Source organism: Paenibacillus sp. FSL W7-1088 (assembly GCF_037969855.1).
GTDB lineage: Bacteria > Bacillota > Bacilli > Paenibacillales > Paenibacillaceae > Paenibacillus.
Genome location: NZ_CP150216.1, coordinates 1,911,478 through 1,932,335, shown reverse-complemented (window position 1 = coordinate 1,932,335; position 20,858 = coordinate 1,911,478). Strand labels below are relative to the sequence as shown.

The window sequence follows — 20,858 nt, the reverse complement described above, 5'->3', positions numbered from 1 at the left end:
TTCAAAACAAAAACAAATTCAAATATTTTGTTATTTTATAAAATAACAAAAAGATAATAAATCGTTCAAAAGCCGCCTTTTTCTACCGCAACGTGTCCATCACCAAGGTCAATTTCCGTCGTTATATGTATGAGACACTAACATTTTCACTTCTACAGCCGTTATTAGATTAAGAGAAATACATCATGATATACTAGAAGCAGATTTATTTCGCAATGTAAGGAATACGGCAGAACTACGAGTGTAAGGATGGTATGATGAAGACGAAGGTAACAATTCAGGAAATTGCACATTTTACAGGTCTGTCGAAATTTGCGGTCTCACGAGCTCTGTCCGGAAAATCAGGTGTCAGTGAGCAGACACGGGACGTTATTCTTAAGGCCGCTGGCAAACTTGGATATTTCAAAGATAACAGCATGTTGTCTGGTGATATGTATAGCAGCAATGAACTTCAGGACCCGCAGAACACGCGGTGGAGTGGCACCATTTTGATTTTGTTTCCTAATGTTCGTTATCAGAATCAGGAATCCGTATATTGGGGGCCTGTCTTTAACGGGATATCCTCCAGACTGAACCAGAAAGGCATCAATATTCTTACTCTGACCGAGCCTTCTGCGGATCAACTATTCACGTTGCTGAATCCGGATGCCATTCGTGGCATTATTACGGTGGGTTCCATCTCGACACCTATTTTGCTTGAAATCAAGCGTCTGGGCATTCCCGTCGTCATGGTGGATCATCTGGACCCCGTCTTTCATAGTGACAGTATTTTCACAGACAATTTTGCTTCCATGCGTGATATTATGCTCTATTTGCTGCGCAAGGGATTCAAACGGTTTCAGTTTGTTGGAAATACAAGTGACGCCCACAGCTTCTATGAACGATGGGTCGCCTATACTTCGGTATTAATGGGTCATGGATTGGAGATGAATCAGATCCCCGAACTAAACAGCCCGGATATGGATGATTTTCGCAAGACGTTTACTTCCGTCATTCATGAGGGGAATTTGCCTGAGGTTTTTGTCTGTGCCAATGACTTCTATGCGCTATACACCATCGAGGCTCTGGAGAGCATGGGGATTAGTGTACCCGATCAGTGCGTAGTCACCGGTTTCGATAATGTGTACGACAATATCCCTGTACTTGCTACGGTTAATGTAAACAAGGAGCTGCTTGGTGCGCGTGCGGTCGACCAGATGTTATGGCGAATTGTAAACCCGGAGAGTAATGTAGAGAAAAAGCTGATTCTTGCTGATGTGATGATTCGGGAACAGTACGGAAGACATAGCGGATAAAAGTAAGGTACCGATAGACATCAAAACACCCCCATAACCAGTGTTAGGCTGGCTTGGGGGTATTTGAATTTGGATGCCATCCAAAAATAGTTGATGTTAAAAGTTCATTCTACGTATCTGTCCGGACATCATCCCAATCCTGATCCATATAACAGATCAGCCAGTTCAGCGCACGGTGGCGTTCGTAGGCCACTCCACCATTCAGACCTGCGGGAGGTGTTTGCTCCTTCACACGACTGTCTACACACACCCAGTTGTACCGGTAGATTAGATCCGCTGCATCCAAAATCTCGCTTTTGGAGCGGAACTTTGCCCCTGCTACAAAAGCTTCAACATCGTCACATTGCTGCAAATATCCTACATCTTGTCCTACGTTACAAAGATTTACCGGTGCTCCAAGTTCTTTGACGTAGCCAAGCGCCCATAACATCAAATGATAAGCCTCATATCCCCATGAAAAGGAGATAACCTCCTGATGCTCTGCCCCATGCTGCTCCACAAATCTTCTCTCCACAGGTGAAAAGAATGAAGTCGCATCATACTTGTCGATCACTTCCTGGACCAGCGCTGCTGTATCTTCTGCGCTCTCCCCCGCTCCCAGGCATTCACCTTTGAGAGCTGCAATACAAAGGGCTACCGCGCGCTCTGCAACTTGTTCCACACTACGGATCGTAGTATGCTCATCCCCCGCTCTTGCAGGCAAATGAACATTGAATGGGATTCCTTGCTCGTTTAGAAGCTGCTCCAAGCGCTCTTTGCGCAGCATTGCAGATTCCGACGGGGGTCTGACATCATCCAGAAAACTGGTGTGCGCTGTAACTTGGTAATCCTCCACTTCGGATTCTCCGTTGACATCCAACAGCAGCTGACCTTGCGCGTTCAGCAAGGAGCCACCTCCCCAGAAGATGATTGCATCCAGGGCATCGGCTAGATGCAATAATTCATTAAAGAATTCTTCGGAAATGTCCTCTTCCGTCTCGATCCCAACAACCATATTCAGTGTAGAACATTTAATCAATACCTTTTCTTGCAGTGAAGCATTCTTCCCCTCAATCTGACTCAGAAACCCCAGCATCCCCTGAATCATAGCGGTAAAGTCTTCAGGGTGTGTCTGGCTCGTCATGATATTAAAGCCCTTTGTTTTCTTACTAAATAACTTCTTGCGTGTAACTTGAATATGGGTTTTGTCTTCCTTACGCTCAATTGTATCCTGAGGGTATATGGATTGAATCATTTCAAACAGCTGATCGAGGTCAAACTGCGAGCTGTATATCGCACAATTTCTCATGAGGTTCACCTTCTTCTTTCTATATAAGTTCAACTAATAAATATTTACACTGGCACTCCGATGACAGAACAACCTTCCGATCGCTGTTATCCCCAGATTTTGTTGATTCCCTTCTCCAAAGGGAAAAATCCGGGGATAAAGGCGAGGTCTATGCTTCCGATGCAGCTTTCTTTCAGAAAGCTTTTAGCTTCGCTTCTTCAGGTTATTTCTGTCCTCTCCGTTGTTGTGTAAATGTTGAGTTGAACATATATAACTAGTCCTTATACGGGTCGAATTCATTGCCTCCGGCCATTGCGACACCTACGGGACGCAGGATATGGTTGATTTTCAAGGTATGCGCATGCGCATTCAGCACGTCCTGCAGCTTCTTGTACACAAATGGACTTTCATCCGTTCCTGCACCCCGAAGCTCCACACCATAGGCACGAATCGCCGCTTGCATCTGTTCTTCGCTGATCTCGCCGCCCATGCGTGTGCGCAGCTTGTAATTCATTTTGCCAGCCGCCTGGGTTCGGCTCATAATCCGACCTGCACCATGAACAGTGCTGCGGAAAGACTCGGTATTCTCTTCGCTGTGGATTCCTTCCACGATTACCGAGATATCTCCCATGCTTCCGCCCACAAAACCGAGCTGTCCCGGTGCCAGCGGTGTTGCTCCTTTGCGGACCACCACGACCTCTTCGCCCATATGCTGTTCTTTCCAGGCAAAGTTATGGTGGTTATGAACCGAATACTCTGCGCTCGCCCCGAGAATGCCGAGAACCTGTTCAATCACATAATCACGCCCTGCATACGCATACCGGCCAGCGAGAGTCATTCCGTCCCAATACATATCACCCATTTCACTCTTGAGGTCAAACAGTGTTGGTGGCTGGTCCATCGATTCTCCCGGCGCTTTGCTACTGAATGTACGTCCGGCAGCCAGATTCAGAAAACCACTGGCGACCTTATGGCCAAAGCCGCGACTGCCAAAGTGGTTTGCAATCCATACTTTACCCGTCGCCTCTTCCACAAAAATGTCGACAAAATGATTGCCGCTACCCACTGTTCCCAGCTGATTGCGCGCGAGTGTCTTCAACTTGTGCTGTAGTCCAGGCTCAATGGAATCAAACAGCTTCCAGCTGGCATCCTCAAACAGTTCGTGCTCCACAGGTGTTGGGTTGTTCCGTCCTACACCGAAGGATATGGTTGAGTTAATGTCATCCATAATAACAGCAATCTGGTCCCGGATATCGTCCCACATCAGATTGGTGCGTACAGCCTTGTTGCCGCAGGCAATATCATATCCAACCCCTGACGGACTGATCATGTTCCGGTAGGCAACGACGCCCCCGATGGGTTGTGAATATCCTTTGTGATGGTCCGCCATTAGAGCCACGCCCAATACATCTCCATACTGCGAGCAAGTCACCGCCTGACTTACCGCATTCTCCAGCGGCTCCCCCCAGACTTTAATGTTATCTACGATACGCATGATCCAGTTAACCTCCTGTCTTATACAAACACTTTGTATATATTACCAAAAAATATGCCATATGGGCAGTAAATCACTTCCTGCTGGAGGATACACATTGCCCCCTCCAATTGCATCCCCTCTACCTCTCGCTAAACATTATCATGTAATCTGAGATTGTTTAATTTTATTATATTGTATTTTATACTAAACAAAATGACATATATATATTGCAAAAAGACTCAAATAGTATTATTATGAAGTCCATAGGGAATATTTCCCACATGTACAGAAATCTTTATAAAGGAGAGGTCCAGCATGAAATGGTTCAAAAAAAGCGGCAATCAGGATGAGCGTATCGTCCATCTAAAAGACAAGGTGTACAAGGAAGCTTACATGTTAATCATGTGTATCTGTGGCATCTCCCTCATAATCAAAAGCTTTCTCAATTGGGAAACTTCCTCCATGCTGACGGAATTGATTGTGCTTCTCTCAGGAAGTATCTATTCCGGGGTTCGTTCCGTCATGCTGGGCATTTATTCGGATGAAGTTGAAGTCCATGATCAGACGAGCAAGATCTCATATAACCTGCGCAGTGTAATCACGGGTTTAATTATCGGCCTTTCGATTGCTTTGTTCATGGGCATAAGAAGTTCCGTTTTGTTTGCGGAAACGACATCTGAGAAGTGGTGGTTTTTCTTCCTCGTTTTTATTACTGCACTGCTGCTTTACATTCCGTTCTTTGCGGGATTCAATGTCATCGTTCATCACTTTGCAAACAAGGCGAGTCAAAAAGCAGCGCGTAAAGATCAGTGGGATTCATAGAAAGGTACAAGGGTGAGTGACATGAAAAATATACGATTAAAAGTCGCCCGGGTAGAAAAGGATCTGTCACAGGACGACCTGGCACGGATCGTTGGTGTATCGAGACAAACCATTGGTCTCATCGAACTGGGAAAGTATAACCCGTCCCTCAGCTTATGTATTGCCATATGCAAGGCGCTCTCAAGAACCCTGAATGACTTGTTCTGGGATGAGGGGCAGTAATAAGCCGGATGGTTCCAATACTGAATCATTTAGGATCACATACATGATGAAGGAGGTATTATTTTGACTTATTTCAGGAAAAGAAAAACGGGTGCTGTATTTGCACTGACTACAGCGATACTTGCGAGTTCGCTCTATCCAACAGGGCATGTAGGTGCGGCAGCAGGACCTACCATGGAAATCATACAGGGTCAGGTCACCCAAGTGCAATCCGCCAAAACATCGGATGAGAAAATTTCAGAATGGAACGAATGGGCCAAAGATCATGCGTATCGACTGGACAGCATCCAGCCTGTGAAGACAGGTCAAGAGCCAGATTCCTTTTCGGATCTGAATATGCTGAAGCCTTTGCTGTATGACAAGCGAATTGTATTTCTGGGCGAAAGCTCCCATGGGGTTGCCGAATTTAATCTGGCGAAGACCCGGCTAATCCAGTTTTTGCATCAGGAAATGGGATACAATGTTCTTGCCTTTGAGAGCGGTCTCTCCAACACATCGCTGGCTAATGCCACGATAACACAGCAAAGTCCGGAGCATACAATGAAAAACTCCATCTTTGGTGTCTGGTGGTCTAAGGAAATCACGCCTTTGTTCGATTATCTCAAAGCTAACGCACAAACCGAACAGCCTCTGATCCTGACCGGTTTCGACATGCAGCTGCAATTCCCGTTGTTGGACGGTAACTGGCTGAAGGATCAAAAGCTCGCCAAGCGTCTCGTACAAACGGAACAAAAACTGTCCGAATTCTCCGCAGGAACGGATCTGAAAGCCTACCGCGCTGAGAAAAATGAAATCATCCAGGTATACAAAGATGTCCTTCAATCCCTGAAAACCGAAGCGAACCAGACTCATCTGCAAAAAGAATACCCGAACCAACCGAAACTTGCCATGCTGCTGGAGCGAAGCCTCAATGACCGAATTCGTGTCGCGAGGGAATATGTCGATCTTTCGATCCGTTCAATGGCGGAAATGAATGAAGGCAAACTGGAGTCGTTTATTGATTCAATGGAGTGGCGCGATCAGGCGATGCATGACAATCTCATGTGGCTCGCTACCGAAGTATATCCAAACGAAAAGTTCATCGTATGGGGACATAATGATCACATCCGTAAAGCGCAAAGCGAAGTAATGGGGTCCCCCTATCCAATAGCTCTGATGGGAGAAAAACTTTCGAAGGAAATGAAACAATCAAGTTATGTGATTGGATTGTATGCATCCAGCGGTCAAACGGCTGATAATGCCCGCGAACTTCATGTCGTTGAGCCAGCGGAACCCGGCTCCATTGAAGGAATTATGTCAGCGACTAATGCAAAGTACAGCTTCTTGGATATGCGGTATCAGAGCAGAGAAACAGGGAACTCCTGGATGTTCGAACCACGATTTGCATATAGCTGGGGCATATACCCTGAGAGCTTTGTCCCACGCAATCAGTATGATGGCATTCTCATGATTGACGATGTTCATCCACCACAATATATTAGATCCTCCTCTTCCGGTTCCAAAGAACAAACGAAAGAGTAAAAAAAAGAGAGCCTTCTTCTCTTTTTTTTACTCTTTATAACCATCTTTTCACTTCTTAGTGATCTTAAATTTGAACTCCCACGTCGCCGTGTTACCCGAATAGCGGCCCCTGTTCTCCGTCACAACAACCGATAGAGTCTTGTTGATTGATTTGGAAATGGAGGAAACCTTAACATTCATACTTTTGCTTCCCAGATCAGGGATTTTGTCCTGCTCTTCGGCATTCGCTTGTAATTTCAGCGTATCAGTAGGTTTCAGATTCAACGTGACCGACGAGCCCTCCTCCAGACTCTTGCCGTTCACACTTGCCCCTATGGCCCATTCATTACCAACGGAATTGTTCTCCACCAGTTCTGCACTGACAAGCGTCACGGTCACTTTAACCGTTTTGGCAGCGGCATAGGATGTTGGGGAACATACAGCGAATACCAAACTCAGAATCATCAAGACATTAGCCCATTTTTTGAACACGAGAGTGCCTCCCTCATATCAGTTCATTTATTTCAAGACTATGCCTTATTCGCCCTGCTCCTTAAGTAGTCCTTCTACTTATTAGACATTTTCCGTGATATATTGATTAATTAAAATGCTTCCGATAACCCTGAACTTTCTCATCTTTAAAGCCCAGCTTTTCATAAAAAATATGAGCCTCTTTACGCTGATCGCCAGATACCAGAATCATGTATTCACATCCAAGATCTCTCGCAATGTGCTCAATCTGAAGCATAAGCTTCTGACCAATTCCCTGTCTGCGTACCTGATCGGATACAATCACATTCTCCACAACCATGAAGGGATTGCACTGACCTGCCAGATCCATACATTCAATACCCATAACTGATCCGGCAAGTTCACCGTTGTAAAATGCACCGAGTACATGGTAGTGTCCATTTTGCTGGATATAGTGAAACATCTTCTGCATCTGCTGTTCATTAGTCGGTGTACCCATCAATTCGTTGTATAATTGGCTTAGCGCCGGTAAATCCTCAAGTTCGATTGCTTTAATGGTAACCATAATATGCCTCCTGATTTTTCCTATTTCGCATATGTTGTCTTAAGTGAGGTCCTTTTTAAAATAATAATGACTGTGTCCGGTCGGTGCATTCTCGATTGTTGTGATCAATTGGTAGCCATGCTTCTTGTAAAACTCCGGTGCTTGATAGGAGAATGTGTTCAACTGGATGAAGTCACAGGATTTCTCGCGCGCAATACGTTCAACCTCACGCAACAATTGGGAACCATACCCCTGATGCCGTTGTTCAGAATCCACCCAAAGGATATCAATCTCCAGCCAGTTCCAGCACAGTGTACTAAGCACACCTGCAACAATCTCGCCCGACTCATTTTTGATATTGAAATTCAATTCTTCGTAACGATGCCTTAATTCCTCGCTCACATGCGCAGCATTAAATGCGATAAGTTGCTGACGAACATATTCTGAATCCTCTGAAGTACTTGGATTGATATTAATTTGGGTCATCATCTTCTCCCCTTCTCGTTCTTACTTCGTGGTAAATATCTGAATAGGACCTTCCCAGTCAGGCTCTCTAACCTCCTGGTATTTATCATCGGTATAGCGTGCAATGACCTTCCGCCAGAAAATTTGAGCAGGCTCATTCGTCTCCATCTCCGCTACTTTCCATGTTCCGGGAAAAAGATTGAACACATGAATGGCGGCTTGTGCGCCCACTCCCAGCTTTCTGTATTTTTTCATTACAAAAAATTCGGCCATTTGATATATACTTGTTCCCTGTTCACTCTCAATTTCACGAATCAGTGCGAATCCCGCCAATTGTCCTTCTACCCGAAACAAAAAAGGATGTCTGCCCGCTTCTGTCCAATAATGGTCCAGATACACATACTCATATAACCCGTTTTCGTTGACGTCTTCCGGGTCATATTCACTAAAATCGTATTTGTACAATTCCATCAGATTGCGCAAAGTTGATTTATGTTGGTACTCCGCTTGATGAATCGATAGCATGAGATTATTTCCTTCTTTCCAGTTGATCATCGTTTGACGCTGTCACTCGCAGCCTCATTTATTTCTTGCATATTTTAACATAAAGTTATCCCCTACAAAAATAAAAACAACGCACCTTCCATACAGGAAGGCACGTTGATGTAACTTTCTATAGTTCACTTATACTTAATGAAAAATGCTCTACTCTATTTCTCTCAGATCAACGTACACGTGGCCAATGGCAATTCTGCCCAGGGGATCCGTAGCCTTCACCTCAACCCGAATAGGCTCAATACTCGTCCCCAGTGCTCTAACATATAATTTCTGTCCAACCATTCTGACATTTGCCAATTGTGGATCAGGCGAGTCTGCCATAAGGTTGAGGGTTGATCTAGCGTCATCTTCATCCTCAAACATAAAGGACAGATCGATCTCAATCTCATCTCCGTTAACATAGGCGGTATTACCCGCAGGTGCCTCCACCAGCCCAGGAGGAGCATCATCAAAATCATACATGTACACACGTTGCAACAACGTGTGATGCAGTGTAAAATCAGGCTCTTCTCTCAGGGATATGGAGTTGTTATTCACATCCACGTATTGCAGATCAGACAGTTCAGCAATTCCAATGGGTAAATGAACAAGCTCATTACTGTTCACATCAAGTTTCTGTAAGGAATGTAGTCCGCCCACATCCACTAAAGCAAGTCGATTATTCGCGAGATTCAGAGATTCCAGATGATCCAGTCCCGTAACATTGATTTCCGTCAGTTGGTTACCGGATAAATCCAGCGAATTCAAGCGATCGAATCCAGTGGCATCCGCCTTGCTTATTTCGTTTCCGGACAGATCTATTTCAGTTATATTCAACCCCTTGAATATCTCGACTCCTGTCAGATCGGAAATGCCTGCATTCCTCGCATACAATCCCCCGTTCGTCTGAACGAGAGCTTCTGCCAATTCATCTTTGGTCAGCGGATCATCCACATCCTTTTGCAACCAATAAGCAATAGCTCCAGCCAAATGTGGATCAGGAAATTGGCGACTTATCGTATTGGCCTGTACCTTAACCTTAAGTTGTGCCGTAACACTTGCGCCTTGGACGTCGACTGCTTTGATCGTCAGCGTTGTTTCTCCAGCAGCCTGTGGAACAAGTCGAATCACTTTTTCTACCACAGTAGAGGAAACAATGGTTGCATCTCCTGGTATGACACTGAATTGCAATTCATCACCATCTGGATCACTAAAATACGTGGAGACGTTCCAATCCAATGCAGCATGATCTAGTGTAAGTTCCTGATCAGGCAAACCGCCAATAATAACCAGTGGCGCCCTGTTCCCCGTACCTGGATTGGACGGAGTGGAAGGATTCGTCGGTGTCGTTGGTGCAGATCCACCTCCTCCACCCGAACTTCCATTTCCATTCCCTGGCGTCGCCACGGAATTACCGTTTGTGTTTCCTGTACCATTCCCTGCGTTATTGCCGCCTGAAGTTGTACCCTGCACCTCAGTTACCTTTCCTGGCTCATCAGGATTGGATTCCGAATTGGTGCCCCCTTGACTCGCAGCTTCATCAAGCGCTTGAATTACTTCAGTTGCGCGTAATGCGATCACGGCCATTTCCTGTCTGGAAGTAGAACGCTTCGGCGCAAAGTTTCCATTGTCCCCTTTCAAGATTCCCAACTCAACAGCCTGTTGTACACTTGGCAAAGCCCAGGCACTAATGTCGGAAGTATCCTTAAATGACAACTCTTTGGTCAAATTTAATGTTTCATCATATCCCTTAGCCTTCAGAGCACGGATAATCGTCGTTGCCAGCTCTTCCCTTGTTACCAGACCGGCAGGACGAAACGTACCATCCGGATAACCATTCATGATTCCGGCCAATTGGAGAGCATGAATATAGGATCCATTCTCAGCGTTACGATCCAGATCTTTAAATAACAGATCTGGAAGCTGAGCTGACGACAGCACGTTCATTTCCAACAGTTGTGCCAGTGTGTACGCAAGGTCCCCTCTTGTCAACGTTGCGCTCGGGTTGAAATTCCCTGCTTCGTCCGCCAGAATCATCTGTTGGTCAGCAGCTCTTTCAATGGCTTGTCTTGCCCACGGTGCTGCCTGCTGCAAGTCACGAATGCTTACTGCATCGGCCGCTGCACTCACTGTTCCGGGAACAGTAATGACGGATAAAGACAGAAGGGCCGCCAAATAAGGCGAGACCCTACGGTTCTTATTTTTAGAACAAAATTTTTGTTTGGATATACGTGTTGTCATCTCTTAACGTTACCTCCTACATGAACATAACCCTGGAGTCAGCAAAGACTCGTTGCGTTACTTGATTATCTTCATTGTAGGAGAGACTATAGTTGGAAAACAGTCTACAAAAGAGTAGACAGCGTTTCAGCTCATCATAACAATCCCCGCTGCTCAGCAATTTGTACAGCATGAGTGCGACTACTCGCACCCAGCTTCGCGAACACTCGGCGAATGTGTGTATTAACAGTGCCGGGTGAGATACCAAACTCGGCAGCAATCTGTCTGCTGGTCAGGCCCTCAGCGATATAACCGAATATTTTTTGCTCCATTGGGCTGAGTCCCACTTCCTTCGTATCCAGGTTTGCCTCCCCTACAGAGGAGAAGCCCCTTGACCGTTTGTCTCTTGCGAATGCCGATAATAACTGCTTCACATAAGCCATTTTCACACCATCATCCTGTATCGCCTTCGTACGGCGCAAATACAGGTAGTCCTGCAACAACCGCCTAATCTGCTCACCTTCTGCAACGAATGAACGTATATATCCTTCCGGTCCCCCCAACACCAAGGCACGGGATAACGCTGCAACACTGGCATCTGTGAATCCTTGCTTTTGCAGCATGATGGATTCTAGCAGAGCACACTCTACCTGTTCAGTCAACCAATCCCGTTCTTCAGCCTGGTTACGGATTCGTCTCAGTTCCTCTTGTGCAAAATCATACTGCTTAAGGACAATCATCGCACGTATGCGAACCATGGAATGGAAGATCTGATCACAGCTGGTCTCAGTGGCCTTACTGCCTTCGCCTGCTGGTTTAAGCAGAATGGTTTGGGCCGATTCCACGGGACTCACTTCAAGTAAAATTCGCTGTTGATGTGCTTCCAGTGCTGGCTGCCAGTAGTCCATATCCTTCACAGATAACAAACCTGTGACCTGTTGAAGCAGCTTCATGCCTTCCTCAGGTCGACCCAATGTAAGTTCAAGTCTGGCCTTTAGTACATACGCAGGAACGAGCAGCGCAGCCACCTTGATCTGCAAAGCCACTTCAAGTGCTCGATCCGCATAACTTACCGCTTCTGATAACCGATCTTGTTCCATTAAAATTTCACCATATCCGACACCATAGTAGGACGTTACATAGGCATGTTCAGCTAACCAACGTTCCGTAATCGCCCCAAAGCAAGCTTGCCCACGCCGTAAATAGCCATTAACGCCATGAAAGCTCCGTAGGCGCATGCTCTCTCTCCGATCATAATCCATATACTGAAAGGCAATATCATCGGGATATCCCTGATCGATATAGGACACCAAATAATGAGCGAGCCCATCCAAATCTCTGTTCAGATAAGCCATGTAGGCTCGCATCACACAAATGACTTGCAGCAAATACCCGATAATCTCAGGTTCAAGCTGCCCTTGAAGATGCACCCGGATGACGTGATCCAGTTCATCAAGCTGCTTCACCATCTGTCCATAAGGCATTTCGCGCGCGACAAGGAACAGGTAGGACATATATAATTTCGGACGTGCTTTCACGATCTCCAGTGGCAAAACATCGAAGTATCGCCGGAGCGTCCACCACTCTCCCATAATAAAGTGGGCAAACAGCTCTTCCAGCAGTCTGGCTGCATCCTGCATGTGCTGTCCGAGAATATAATGATCCAGTGCTTCAGCGGGATATCCATGCTGCTCATACCAATGTGCAGCATGGGCATGTAATTCATTCACCTGTTCTGTGCCATAACGAGCCAGCTCACGCCTTAGAAATGCAGAGAACAAATGATGATAACGATACCAGTGCCTTTCCCGATCCAGTGGAACAAGGAAGAGATGTTCCTTCTCCAGCTGCCTTAACAAGTGCGGAGCTTCTTGCATATCACTTAATACCTGACACAAACTGCTGTTCATTCTTCTCGTGATCGCTGTCCGGAGCAGAAATTGCTGCATCTCGGGTGACTGACGCTGGAACACTTCTTCAAGCAGGTAATCCGAAATTGTCCTCTCCCCAGGCTGCCCGTGATCTTCACGAGACAGAGAAGTCGATGGACTGATTAAAGAGTCTGCACCCCATGTGTGAGATAAAGCCAGCAGCTTCAATCCGGCAGCCCATCCCTCCGTCTGCTGTACCCAACCACGCGCATCCTCCCCGGCAATATCCAATTGCATGATCTCCTGGCAAAATTCAATGCCCTCCTCTTCCGTAAACGCCAGTTCCTGAAGCGTGAAGTGCTTCAATTCACCTCTCAGACGTAGCTTCTCAAGCTTGAATGGAGGATAGGTACGACTTGACAGTACCAGATGAATGGACAGGGGAAGATTTTCGATAAAGTATTGCATCTGCTCATGAATCTCAGACTGGGTTACTGCATGATAGTCATCCAGAATAAGCAGTGCATGCTGATTGGCGAGGGCAACACGGTTCAACAATAATATTAATGCCGACCTAGGATCTATCGGATACCGTTGCAAAAAGTGTGGCAGGACATCTCCGCAGAGCCCCTCTCTCACTCGATCCAGTGCATGAATAACGTATAGCCAAAACTGAAGTGGGTTCTGATCTTTATCATCCAGGCAGACACTGGCCGCATGTATTGCTTCATTTCTCACCCAGCTGCCTAGAAGTGTGGATTTCCCTGAACCGGCCGGGGCAGTTAACAAAGTGACTTTGGATTGGAACAATTCTTTGCGCTGCAAACTGAGCCGTGGACGGTCCATTGTGTCCGCCGGCAAGGGTGGCAGTTCCAGTTTGGTTGTTAAAATCATAAATTGAAGCCAGTCCCTGTGGAGACCAGCGGTATGTTCCTGTTGCATGAGATCCTCCTGAATCAGCACCATGGTGCCCGTTTTCCGATTCATTGTATGTACATTCAGATACCCTAAGTATACAAGGAACCACGGCCATGCCCCACACATTTTTGAACGGAAGCAATGACAAACAAACCCTGCACATTGAGTGCAGGGTAACATTTGGATGATCGAACCATTATCGGATTGACTCTTCTATTTTCCTGTCTGAAGCAACTTATAGTTCACTACAATATAGTTCAATCCCGATAACAGCGTAACTCCTGCCGCAAGCCACAATAAAATCACATCAACTCGCACATCGGTCAACAAACTGAACGGAACATTATTCAATAACACAGCAATGATGGCTGCCACCTGCAGCACCATTTTGAGCTTGCCATACCGGTCGGCCGCAAGTGCGATCCCCTGTTCACTCGCAATCATGCGCAGCGCCGTAATGACAATTTCACGTCCAATGATGATCACAGCAATCCATGAACCGATCAGATTCTCCTGAACCATCATAATCAGCGCAACCGAAATCAATAGTTTATCTGCCAGTGGATCAAGCAATTTCCCCAGATTGGTGATCTGATTATATTTTCGCGCCACATACCCATCCAATTTATCCGTACCCGCAGCCAGTGCAAAAATAATAACACCAATCACCAGCCCATGCTGATCCAGAAAACGAATAAGTTCACTCGACTCCTGTATCCATGACGGCAACGGGATGAAGCACAACATAAACAAAGGAATCAATGCCATTCTCGCCAGGGTAATTTTGTTAGCCAGGTTCATGGAAAACCTCCCTCTACTTCACTCCAGTATGTTGTGATTTCTCCACCGTTGAGCCATCCTCCTTTTTTTCACAAAAAAAGAAAGGGCAGACTGTATATCATACAGTTACCCCTTCTTCTGAATTCTTTACTGTATTCCTTTGTTGCTCATCCTCTGATCTATAATGATTCTTTTATCACTCGCTTGTAATACCATATGGACAACAGGCCGAAGATGGAATACAACAACGTATACACAATCATGACGATTACAGTAGGTGTGACAAGTTCGGTGCCAAAGAAGAACCAGCCTGATTTCACGGCAAAATAACTATGGCTTAGTCCCACGACAAGTGGAATGCCGAAATTAAACAACTGCTTGTACTGAATTCCGCGTAACAAATTGCCTTGCGTAAATCCAAGTTTGCGCAGAATGGTATAGTTTGATTTCTCTTCTTCGCTCTCATTCATTTGTTTGAAATAGAGGATACACCCGGATGTAATCAAGAAAGTCAGTCCCAGGAAACCAACAATGAACATGATTAGGCCCATACTGGTACGTTGATTATTTCTGAATTCAATCTGGGAGAAGCTTGGAGCTTCCAATTTCAGATCTGCAAAAATGGCATACGCATTCTCGTCTTGACTTGAATCTGTAATTTGCACACCGTAATAATCTGTCCTTTCCACCTCCTGAATTTTCGGATCAAGATCCTGCGCAAGCTCCGCATAAACCGATTCATCCACAACCGCTACTGGCGTACCTTTGTTGTAATATACGGGAAGCACGCCCTGTTTGGAGGTTCCAATCAATTGCTGGTCAATCGTTTTCTTCAACCCGTGCAGAACAATGGGACCTTCCTCCCGAATGGAAAAGAACTGCTGAATCACATTGCCGTATCCCATGAAAACGACTTCTCCTGGTTTCAGATCAATGTTATCTACCATACTGTCACTTACTACACTGCTGAACAACAGCTCTTCCATTGTGGAGTCATTCATCACCTTGTGTGCGTCAATTTCAATATACAGAGGTTGTCTGTGTTTCTCTTCATATGGAATCTGTTTGTTATCCAACTCAGCTACAAAACGATTTTTCACATCAACCTGGGCAAATGAAAAATCTTCTGGCAGACTTTCCTTGGCCTGAGCCTCTGCCGAATAATAGGAAATGTAACTGAGCGACAACATACCTATGGCGAGTGCCGATACAGTAGTAATAATGGTCAGCAGCAAGGCATTCGACTTCATGCGAAACATGATGGAGGATAACGACAATACCTCGTTAATGGAGAGGTAACCTTTTTTGCTTTTGCGAATCATATTAAAAATAAAACTGACGGAACCTTTATAGAATAGATATGTCCCCAGAATGACCGAGAACAAAATCAAAATCATGGTGTACATTAACTGCTGCATATCCAATTTCTCGACGCTGAACAGCCGTGCAGACAGGATGTAACCGAACACGATCAGAGCAATACCCAAGATGCCCATCAGAATCTGCCCCACAGATAACTTCTTTACCTGCTGCTCTGTTGTAGAAGACACCCGAAAGAGTGATAGAATACTCTGGGCTCGGATAAACGTGTAATTCATCAACATGATAAGCAGATACATGACAGCAAAGACAATCAGCGTTTGCACTAGCGCCATCGGTGAGAAGTATAGCTTCGTGATCGCATCAACGCCAATAATTTTGAACAAAATCATCAATATCAGCTTGGAACCCAGAAACCCAATTAGAATACCGATTACCATAGAACCAAAGTAGAGAATGCAATTTTCCGCACTCAAGATGCCAAATATTCTCCCCTTCGTCAGTCCGATTAGCTGAAACAAACCGATCTCCTTACCGCGTCGCTTGATAAAGATCGTATTGGCATAGAGCAGAAAAATGCCCACAATAACAATCAGTAACACGGAGGATGCGCCGATCGCAGCCGCTCCTTTCGTTGATTCAGCAACCTCATCCATGGAGGGATCATACTGTAAGGTCACAAAGGAAAAATACAGGGCCACACTAAAAATCAGGGCAAAGACATAAAGATAATAATTTTTCAGGTTTTTCCTCAGATTGCGAAAGATGATGTAGTTCAGGCTCATGGCTGCACACCACCCAACACGCCCTGAGTTTTGATAATATCGTTGAAGAAAGTTTGTCGGGACTCGTCTCCTTTATTTAATTGGGTGTAGATCTGACCGTCCCGGATGAAAATCACCCTGCTGCAATAACTTGCGGCAAACGGATCATGTGTAACCATAATAATCGTAGCCTGATGCTTCCTGTTCATATCACTCATTTTGCCAAGCAGGTCCGAAGCCGATTTGGAATCGAGTGCACCCGTCGGCTCGTCAGCGAAAATAATGCTCGGATCATGCACAAACGCACGGGCGGCTGAAGTTCGCTGTTTCTGTCCACCCGAGATTTCGGATGGATATTTGTCTTTCAGCTCATATATGCCCAGCTCACGGGCGATTTGTTCGAACTTCAGGTGTGCCTCATGCTTCGGAATACTCGTAATCGAGAGCGGCAGCAATACATTTTCCTTCACCGTGAGGGTATCCAGCAAATTATATTCCTGAAAAATAAAACCGAGATAGTCTTTGCGGAACTCAGCCAGCCGTTTCTCCTTCATACCGGTAAACTCCTGGCCTTCGATTTCAATTGTGCCCTGACTCACCCGATCGATCGAAGAAAGAACATTCAGCAGCGTCGTTTTCCCCGAACCCGAGGGCCCCATAATCCCAACAAATTCGCCTTTACTTACCCCGAGATCAATCCCCTTGAGGACTTCCTGTTTATTTAATTTGTTGCCATAGACTTTATGAATTTTTTTGGCTTCCAGTATCAACATATCCCACTCACTCCTCTTTGGTATATCTTTATCATAGGCTGGATGCTCCAATTAATCGTGCGATTCACCGAACAAAACTAAAAAGCATGTGACAATGTTGTCACACGCCTGCTAGGTGGATCATGTCATTTTTTCTCGGGAAGGTTAGCTTGACACTAGTGCCCTCTCCGGGAGCAGACTGTACTTTAACGTCTATACGAAGTGCTTGTGCCACCTGTCGGGTCAAATACAAGCCCATTCCCGTTGCCGTTCCTTCCAGTCTACCCTGAGTTGAAGTGAAGCCTTTATCAAAGATACGTGGTAAATCCTGCGCTTCGATCCCTCGTCCATAATCCTGAATGGTCAATATAATGTGCCCATCCTGTTCCTTGCTTTCAATGACAATGTCAGAGGAATGACTATATTTCACCGCATTGCTAAGCAGCTGCCGTATGATAAAACCTAACCATTTGCTGTCGGTCAGCACCTTTGTCACATCTAATGACACGTCGAAGCCAATCCGTTTGGATATACACCATGACTTCAAAGCTCTAATCTCGCCGTTCAAAATCGGTTCAAGCTCTGTCTCTTCCACAAACAAATCATTATGCATAAATGGAATACGCTTCTGGTGAAGCTGCTGATCGAGCAGTTGGTGAATTCGCAGCCATTCATACGTCATCTGACCCTGCAGCTTGTCATCATGCATTCGCTCAATCATTAATTGCAGCGCGGTTAAGGGCGTCTTCACCTCATGAATCCAGGACAGTATCTCATCCTTTTCTTGCTCCAGCAAAATAAAATGAGATGAGGACTCCTTCCGATAACGTTCGGTCTGGGAAGTCACGGCATCGTGCACAATCCGTTCATAAGGACTTTCAGCGATATCCAAATCCCCTGGATCATAGGTATGATCCCAGGCAGTTAATCTTTTGTAGAAACGAGTCTCTCTTGGATATCTCGCCCAGATAAAAACGATGCATACCACCACATTCAGCACGACGATATATGATACGGATCGGAATGGAATGGATGTGTCGATATAGGCTACAAATAAAAAGATGAGCTGCATGCTTATAAGCAACACTAACCAGCTTAGCTTTTCCCGTATGTACTTACCAATCATGTTTCCGCCTCTTCTGTTGCCATGTAGCCCTGACCAACTTTCGTTTCGATATAGCCATCCAGATTTAGCGGCTCCAACTTCTTGCGAAGGCGATTCACGTTGACCGTGAGTGTGTTGTCACTCACAAAATGTTCATGATCCCACAGACTGCGAATCAGGTCTTCCCGGGTCACAATCTGATTTTTGTGCTCCACTAGCACTTTGAGAATGAACATTTCATTTTTGGTCAAAAGGACAGATTCATTGTTATAGGTAAGTGTATTTTTCACATATTCAATGGTAGCCCCACGCCATGTGCGCAGCTCAATCCGCTCTGTATTGTAGTTATATACCCTACGCAGGATCGCCTGGATCTTGGCAATCAGCACATCGAAATGGAAGGGCTTCTGGATAAAATCATCTGCGCCCAGATGCATCGACATGACCATATCCGTAGGATGATCACGTGAGGACAAAAAGATAATCGGCACATTGGAATGGGCTCGGATCATGCGACACCAATGAAATCCGTCATACTGAGGAAGCTGGATATCAATAATGACCAACTGTGGCTGAATGGCACTGTATTCCTGCATCACTTTGCCAAAATCCTGCACGCCATACACGTCATACGACCACTGGGATAACCGTTCTTTGATTTCACTGAATAACGATTCATCGTCTTCAATCAGCATAATTTTAAACATATATCTTCACCACGTTTCTGTTCTTCTTGGGCAATGCCCGAAGCATATTGTTTGACAATCTACGAGGGACCGTTCCAGATACGGATCGTTCTTCCGATCGCAGTTGTCCCTAAATTTCCTTTATTAAATTTATTAAATGTAGAAATTAGGTGACAAAGGCGAACGCTACCGCTTCTTCAGAATCGATTCCGTCTCTTCCACTCCTGCCGCTATTAATAGATCAATACAAATTTCGAGGCAAAGTAAATCCATAATCTCTAACCAATTTAGATGAATCTAAACGTTTATAACTGTTAATCTATTATCCCTCCATAGTATGGAGGACCTTGCTTGGATCACTGATTTCTTCCATCCGTTCGATTAATTGCTTTGCGACATCGTGTGGCGATCTTAATTGGCCTGCTTCATAGACCTGACCGAATACCTCAGACAGTGCAAATTCCTCTGCACTTTTGCCTCTTGCCACAGCCTGTAGCTCAGTATCTACCATCCCTGGATCGAATGCAATCACTTCAACGGGATTGGGTTGCCCGGATTGTTCCATCGCTACGCACTGGGTGAACATGTTTATTCCAGCTTTGGAGGCACAGTAAGATGCCATTGAAGGTGCCGGATAACTGCCTGACCCGGACGATACATTGACTATTTTTCTGCGTGTGGTCAGGTGGTTGGTATGTTGTATAAAAGATGAAGTCAGAATCATAGGCGCTGCCAAACTGATGTTCAGATTAAGACTGATCTCCTCTGCACTGCACCGATCTATCGATTTCAACGGTTCCAGCATCGCTGCATTGTTTATGAGCCCAATGAATTCAACTTCTTGCAAAGATATCTGTTTCAAAATGTGTGAGACAAGCTCTTCGATACCACTAAGGTCACCAAGATCGTACTGAAAATGCTTATAACGATCAGTCGCTTCCTTCATGTCAGCTGTTCCGCGTGCAATGCCGTAGACGTAATCTCCTTTTTCCACTAACAATTCTGCGAGTTGCTTACCGATCCCCTTGGACGTACCTGTAATGATAAAGTGCCTGTTTCCCATGTACTTTAACACCCTTTCTGTTACGCATTTTGGTTAGAAACATCTTATTATGTATGGATTGGTTTTCTCCACAACGTCACCCATAGAATGGGCAAGCCAAAACAATCTTCATCCTGATCCATCTCCTTCATCGGTCCCAACTCCACGCATTCAAATGGATCTTCAAGCAAATAGCGAAGCTTTTCCTCCGTAAAAGCCAGACCACCTTTCATCGACTTCTCACGGTATACCTCCCAATCGTCCATAACGCTCTCCGGTCCACCCTGACCGCCAAATCCTGGAGCAAAGCAGGTCATTCCAAAATACCCTCCAGGTTTAAGTGCTTTCTGAATCATCTGTATGTAGGGAATTCGCTGATGTGGCAGCAGGTGGTGAAGACATCCCGAATCATAGACCAGATCGTACTCTTCCTGTGGCGTGAGTTCAAATGCTGATTTGCATTCGAAATTCACCTCAAGCTTTTCTTCCGCTGCTCTTTCCTTGGCCCAGGCAATGGCTGCCTCCGAGAGATCATAAGCATCTACCTTATAACCCTGACGTGTTAGATATATTGCATTTCTTCCCGGGCCACAACCTAGCTCCAATGCTTTACGCCCAGGTAATATCCCTGAGTTCACATGTGCTACCAGATTTTCATCCGGCTTGTTTGGAAAAAAGGGAATCGGTCGGTCCCGATCTTCATAGAACGGTTCCCAAAATTGCTTCGCTGATCTGAATTCTGCGTCAAGCATGTCATATAGATCCTGGACATTTTTAATCGTCTTCTCCATAGCCACATT

At 45.5% G+C, this 20,858-nt stretch carries 19 protein-coding genes; 4 read left to right on the top strand and 15 right to left on the bottom strand.

The window, feature by feature from the left end:
* Nucleotides 1-254: 254 nt before the first annotated feature.
* The gene (locus tag MKY42_RS08960; protein ID WP_257031499.1) at nt 255-1,295 is read left to right on the top strand and encodes a LacI family DNA-binding transcriptional regulator; all 1,041 of its coding nucleotides are present in this window, start codon (nt 255-257) and stop codon (nt 1,293-1,295) included.
* A 109-nt stretch (nt 1,296-1,404) separates the two neighbouring features.
* On the opposite strand, the gene MKY42_RS08955 is transcribed toward MKY42_RS08960, so the two are convergent.
* Nucleotides 1,405-2,583: a DUF4272 domain-containing protein gene (locus MKY42_RS08955; RefSeq protein WP_339850513.1), complete on the bottom strand. Its 1,179-nt coding sequence runs from the start codon at nt 2,581-2,583 to the stop codon at nt 1,405-1,407.
* 253 nt (nt 2,584-2,836) lie between these two features.
* Complete coding sequence (locus MKY42_RS08950; RefSeq protein WP_090894967.1) at nt 2,837-4,057, bottom strand: RtcB family protein; 1,221 nt, start codon at nt 4,055-4,057, stop codon at nt 2,837-2,839.
* 297 nt (nt 4,058-4,354) lie between these two features.
* On the opposite strand from MKY42_RS08950, the gene MKY42_RS08945 reads away from it, so the two are divergent.
* From MKY42_RS08945 to MKY42_RS08935, 3 genes are all read left to right on the top strand, one after another.
* Nucleotides 4,355-4,861 carry a DUF6773 family protein gene (locus MKY42_RS08945; protein ID WP_179265368.1) on the top strand — a complete coding sequence of 169 codons (507 nt, stop codon included), beginning with the start codon at nt 4,355-4,357 and terminating at the stop codon, nt 4,859-4,861.
* A gap of 21 nt (nt 4,862-4,882) precedes the next feature.
* Nucleotides 4,883-5,083, top strand: a complete 201-nt coding sequence (locus tag MKY42_RS08940) for a helix-turn-helix transcriptional regulator (RefSeq protein WP_179265369.1) — start codon at nt 4,883-4,885, stop codon at nt 5,081-5,083.
* A 63-nt stretch (nt 5,084-5,146) separates the two neighbouring features.
* Nucleotides 5,147-6,604 (top strand): erythromycin esterase family protein, encoded by a 1,458-nt coding sequence (locus MKY42_RS08935; RefSeq protein ID WP_257031500.1) that lies wholly within the window; start codon nt 5,147-5,149, stop codon nt 6,602-6,604.
* Nucleotides 6,605-6,652: 48 nt separating this feature from the next.
* Here the strand turns inward: MKY42_RS08935 and MKY42_RS08930 are convergent, their stop codons facing one another.
* The 13 genes from MKY42_RS08930 to MKY42_RS08870 form a co-directional block, all read right to left on the bottom strand.
* Entirely contained in the window at nt 6,653-7,075 is a 423-nt protein-coding gene (locus tag MKY42_RS08930) for a hypothetical protein (RefSeq protein ID WP_256221949.1), read from the bottom strand.
* Between the two features lie 106 nt (nt 7,076-7,181).
* Nucleotides 7,182-7,619, bottom strand: coding sequence for a GNAT family N-acetyltransferase (locus MKY42_RS08925; RefSeq protein WP_076289992.1), 438 nt, complete (start codon nt 7,617-7,619; stop codon nt 7,182-7,184).
* Nucleotides 7,620-7,658: 39 nt separating this feature from the next.
* Complete coding sequence (locus tag MKY42_RS08920; RefSeq protein ID WP_339852821.1) at nt 7,659-8,084, bottom strand: GNAT family N-acetyltransferase; 426 nt, start codon at nt 8,082-8,084, stop codon at nt 7,659-7,661.
* Nucleotides 8,085-8,105: 21 nt separating this feature from the next.
* Nucleotides 8,106-8,618: a GNAT family N-acetyltransferase gene (locus tag MKY42_RS08915; RefSeq protein ID WP_339850507.1), complete on the bottom strand. Its 513-nt coding sequence runs from the start codon at nt 8,616-8,618 to the stop codon at nt 8,106-8,108.
* A gap of 150 nt (nt 8,619-8,768) precedes the next feature.
* Nucleotides 8,769-10,841: an S-layer homology domain-containing protein gene (locus MKY42_RS08910; protein WP_339850505.1), complete on the bottom strand. Its 2,073-nt coding sequence runs from the start codon at nt 10,839-10,841 to the stop codon at nt 8,769-8,771.
* A 134-nt stretch (nt 10,842-10,975) separates the two neighbouring features.
* Nucleotides 10,976-13,678: a LuxR C-terminal-related transcriptional regulator gene (locus MKY42_RS08905; protein WP_339850503.1), complete on the bottom strand. Its 2,703-nt coding sequence runs from the start codon at nt 13,676-13,678 to the stop codon at nt 10,976-10,978.
* Between the two features lie 144 nt (nt 13,679-13,822).
* Nucleotides 13,823-14,410, bottom strand: coding sequence for a CDP-diacylglycerol--glycerol-3-phosphate 3-phosphatidyltransferase (pgsA, locus tag MKY42_RS08900; RefSeq protein WP_099854958.1), 588 nt, complete (start codon nt 14,408-14,410; stop codon nt 13,823-13,825).
* Nucleotides 14,411-14,568: 158 nt separating this feature from the next.
* A complete protein-coding gene (locus MKY42_RS08895) occupies nt 14,569-16,494 on the bottom strand; it encodes an ABC transporter permease (protein ID WP_339850498.1) in 1,926 nt (641 codons plus the stop codon).
* Nucleotides 16,491-17,246 carry an ABC transporter ATP-binding protein gene (locus MKY42_RS08890; protein ID WP_076289998.1) on the bottom strand — a complete coding sequence of 252 codons (756 nt, stop codon included), beginning with the start codon at nt 17,244-17,246 and terminating at the stop codon, nt 16,491-16,493. The genes MKY42_RS08895 and MKY42_RS08890 overlap by 4 nt, the downstream gene beginning before the upstream one ends.
* Nucleotides 17,247-17,346: 100 nt before the next feature.
* The gene (locus MKY42_RS08885) at nt 17,347-18,351 is read right to left on the bottom strand and encodes a sensor histidine kinase (RefSeq protein ID WP_339850495.1); all 1,005 of its coding nucleotides are present in this window, start codon (nt 18,349-18,351) and stop codon (nt 17,347-17,349) included.
* Nucleotides 18,348-19,037: a response regulator transcription factor gene (locus MKY42_RS08880; RefSeq protein ID WP_063564131.1), complete on the bottom strand. Its 690-nt coding sequence runs from the start codon at nt 19,035-19,037 to the stop codon at nt 18,348-18,350. The genes MKY42_RS08885 and MKY42_RS08880 overlap by 4 nt, the downstream gene beginning before the upstream one ends.
* 301 nt (nt 19,038-19,338) lie before the next feature.
* A complete protein-coding gene (locus tag MKY42_RS08875) occupies nt 19,339-20,079 on the bottom strand; it encodes an SDR family NAD(P)-dependent oxidoreductase (protein ID WP_339850492.1) in 741 nt (246 codons plus the stop codon).
* A gap of 47 nt (nt 20,080-20,126) precedes the next feature.
* Nucleotides 20,127-20,849, bottom strand: coding sequence for a class I SAM-dependent methyltransferase (locus MKY42_RS08870; protein ID WP_339850490.1), 723 nt, complete (start codon nt 20,847-20,849; stop codon nt 20,127-20,129).
* Nucleotides 20,850-20,858: the final 9 nt, after the last annotated feature.

Bases quoted from the DNA above. Each gene is read 5' to 3' on its own strand.
- MKY42_RS08960 (WP_257031499.1), top strand. From the start codon at position 255: ATGATGAAGACGAAGGTAACAATTCAGGAAATTGCACATTTTACAGGT.
- MKY42_RS08955 (WP_339850513.1), bottom strand. From the start codon at position 2,583: ATGAGAAATTGTGCGATATACAGCTCGCAGTTTGACCTCGATCAGCTG.
- MKY42_RS08950 (WP_090894967.1), bottom strand. From the start codon at position 4,057: ATGCGTATCGTAGATAACATTAAAGTCTGGGGGGAGCCGCTGGAGAAT.
- MKY42_RS08945 (WP_179265368.1), top strand. From the start codon at position 4,355: ATGAAATGGTTCAAAAAAAGCGGCAATCAGGATGAGCGTATCGTCCAT.
- MKY42_RS08940 (WP_179265369.1), top strand. From the start codon at position 4,883: ATGAAAAATATACGATTAAAAGTCGCCCGGGTAGAAAAGGATCTGTCA.
- MKY42_RS08925 (WP_076289992.1), bottom strand. From the start codon at position 7,619: ATGGTTACCATTAAAGCAATCGAACTTGAGGATTTACCGGCGCTAAGC.
- MKY42_RS08920 (WP_339852821.1), bottom strand. From the start codon at position 8,084: ATGACCCAAATTAATATCAATCCAAGTACTTCAGAGGATTCAGAATAT.
- MKY42_RS08915 (WP_339850507.1), bottom strand. From the start codon at position 8,618: ATGATCAACTGGAAAGAAGGAAATAATCTCATGCTATCGATTCATCAA.
- MKY42_RS08910 (WP_339850505.1), bottom strand. From the start codon at position 10,841: ATGACAACACGTATATCCAAACAAAAATTTTGTTCTAAAAATAAGAAC.
- MKY42_RS08905 (WP_339850503.1), bottom strand. From the start codon at position 13,678: ATGAATCGGAAAACGGGCACCATGGTGCTGATTCAGGAGGATCTCATG.
- pgsA (WP_099854958.1), bottom strand. From the start codon at position 14,410: ATGAACCTGGCTAACAAAATTACCCTGGCGAGAATGGCATTGATTCCT.
- MKY42_RS08895 (WP_339850498.1), bottom strand. From the start codon at position 16,494: ATGAGCCTGAACTACATCATCTTTCGCAATCTGAGGAAAAACCTGAAA.
- MKY42_RS08890 (WP_076289998.1), bottom strand. From the start codon at position 17,246: ATGTTGATACTGGAAGCCAAAAAAATTCATAAAGTCTATGGCAACAAA.
- MKY42_RS08885 (WP_339850495.1), bottom strand. From the start codon at position 18,351: ATGATTGGTAAGTACATACGGGAAAAGCTAAGCTGGTTAGTGTTGCTT.
- MKY42_RS08880 (WP_063564131.1), bottom strand. From the start codon at position 19,037: ATGTTTAAAATTATGCTGATTGAAGACGATGAATCGTTATTCAGTGAA.
- MKY42_RS08875 (WP_339850492.1), bottom strand. From the start codon at position 20,079: ATGGGAAACAGGCACTTTATCATTACAGGTACGTCCAAGGGGATCGGT.
- MKY42_RS08870 (WP_339850490.1), bottom strand. From the start codon at position 20,849: ATGGAGAAGACGATTAAAAATGTCCAGGATCTATATGACATGCTTGAC.